2 protein-coding genes are annotated in these 2,125 nt (G+C 70.5%); one reads left to right on the top strand and one right to left on the bottom strand.

The genetic code is table 11. The features are described 5' to 3' along the window. Window positions 1-353 precede the first annotated feature (353 nt). Entirely contained in the window at window positions 354-1,256 is a 903-nt protein-coding gene (locus G3N93_RS38830) for a LysR family transcriptional regulator (protein WP_206135419.1), read from the bottom strand. A gap of 145 nt (window positions 1,257-1,401) precedes the next feature. Here G3N93_RS38830 and G3N93_RS38825 point away from each other — a divergent pair. Next, the coding region (locus tag G3N93_RS38825) for an FUSC family protein (RefSeq protein WP_206135418.1) at window positions 1,402-2,125 on the top strand (724 nt) is incomplete at its 3' end.

Below are 2,125 nucleotides of genomic sequence, written 5' to 3'. Positions count from 1 at the left end.
CGCCGTCGCACGCGGCCGCGCACGCGCGCGCGAAAGCGACGCAGGCGCGGTGCGGCTGCTGAATGGAAGGGGGCGCGGCGTGCGCGACGCGACCCGGTAGACGGGGCCGACGCGTGCGACGTGCTGCTCGATCGGATGCACGAAGCCGTGGCGGGCTTCGGGAGGCGGGATGCTGCCGGTCAGGATGGCGGGACGCGCGTGACGCGCCTGCGGGCAGCGGTCAGGCGGCTGCCGTCGCGTGTGGATTGGTTTTGCATCGCGACAGGCTAACGATGTGGCGAGCCGCCATCAACACGGGCCGGCTCATTAATCGATTTCGCTTGCTGCAATAATCGGTGTGCGAACCGTGCCGGTTATGGTGCGGTTCGCCAATCGTCGAACACTTCCGCCAGGAATTCGACGAACGCGCGCACCTTGCTGTCGAGCGTCGCGCGCCGCGGATACAGCACGTGCAGCTCGACGTCGTCGCTCCGGTGCCAGTCGGGCAGCACGATTTCGAGCTCGTTCCGTTCGAGCCGGCGGGCCGTGTAGTGCGTCGAGACCAGCGCGATGCCGCCGCCGCTCGCGGCCTGGCGCAGCACCGTCACCGATTCGTTGGTGATCAGCACCGGCCGCACCGGCACGTCGGCCACTTCGCCGGCCGCATTGGTGAGCCGCAGCGTCAGCCCGGGCGCGTCGCGGCCGACGAGCAGCAGGTCGTGCTGCGCGAGATCCTGCGGCGTGGCGGGCCGGCCGACGCGGTCGAGATAGGCGGGGCTCGCGGCCAGCTTCGCCTGCGACCAGCCGAGCGAGCGGGCGATGTAGCTGGAATCGGTCAGCACGCCCGCGCGCAGCGCCACGTCAAAGCCGTGCTCGACGAGATCGAGCGGGTTGTTGTCGTAGATCAGCACGAGCTGGACCAGCGGGTAGCGCCGGCGAAACTCGGCGAGCGCCGGCTCCAGTTCGAACAGGCCGATCGAGTAGGGCACCAGCACGCGCAGCATGCCCTCCGGCGCCGTGCGCAGCGCGCGGGCCTGGCGGTCCGCGTCGAGCAGGATGTCCTCGGCGCGCAGGCAGCGCTCGTAGTAGTCGCGCCCGGCCTCGGTGACGGAGACGCGGCGCGTGGTGCGGTACAGCAGCTGGACGCCGAGATCGTCCTCGAGCTGCTTGACCTTGCGGCTCACGCGGCTGAGCGGCATGTCGAGATGCGTGGCGGCGGCGGTGAAGTTGCCGCGCTCGACCACGCGCAGGAATATCCGGATGCTTTCGAAGTCCATACGGGGTGCTTCAGTGTTCGACCTGCGCGCATCTTACCTGCGTCGGCCGAATCGCTTCGTGCGGCGGCGATTATCCCGCCCGGTGCAATAACGCATCCTGTCCGCGCCTCTTAGTGGCGGCGGCGCGCCCCCGTATGCTCGCCGCATGAAATTCGCCTTGCCCTCTCTGCCGCCCCTCGCGGCCGTGCGCACCGCGCTGCGCGACGCCCGGCCCACGCTGCCGCCCGGCGCCCTCGGCTTCGCATTGCGCAACACGGCGGCGTCGCTGCTTGCGCTCTACATTGCCTTCCGGATGAATCTCGACGACCCGAAATGGGCTGCGTCGACGGTGTGGATCGTCGCGCAGGGCAGCCGCGGGATGGGTTTGTCGAAGAGCCAGTACCGGATTCTCGGCACCGCGATCGGCGCGGCCGTCGCGCTCGTGCTGACCGGGGCGTTCGCGCAGACGCCCGAGCTGTTCCTGCCGGCGCTCGCCGCGTGGATCGGCCTGTGCGCGGGCGTCGCGACCTTCCTGCGCAATTTCCGCGCGTATGCGGCGGTGCTCGCGGGCTATACGGCGGCGATCATCGCGATGGACGCCGTCTCCGCGCCGCTGCACGCATTCGACATCGCGACCGCGCGATTCCTGTACGTGGTGGTCGGCATCCTGTGCGGCGCGGCGTTCGAGACGGTGTTCGCGCCGGGTTCGCCGCTGGCCGACGTCCGTACGCGGCTCGCGCGCTATCTCGACCGCGCGGTGGCTGTCGGTGCGGGCGCGCTGCGCCGCGAAGCGAACGGTGCGGCCGTGCACCGGCTGTTCGCGGACGCGCTCGAACTCGACACGGCCGCCGAATATGCGGCTGCCGGCGCGCCGCCGGTGCGCAATGCGA

Origin of the sequence: Burkholderia sp. Se-20378 (assembly GCF_017104665.1) — a bacterium.
In the GTDB taxonomy this organism is placed as follows: domain Bacteria; phylum Pseudomonadota; class Gammaproteobacteria; order Burkholderiales; family Burkholderiaceae; genus Burkholderia; species Burkholderia lata.
Note: the sequence above shows the minus strand (reverse complement) of the source record. Positions and strands in the feature narration are given on the sequence as shown.

Excerpts from the sequence above, each read along its gene's own strand:
- G3N93_RS38830 (WP_206135419.1), bottom strand. The coding sequence starts at position 1,256 with ATGGACTTCGAAAGCATCCGGATATTCCTGCGCGTGGTCGAGCGCGGC.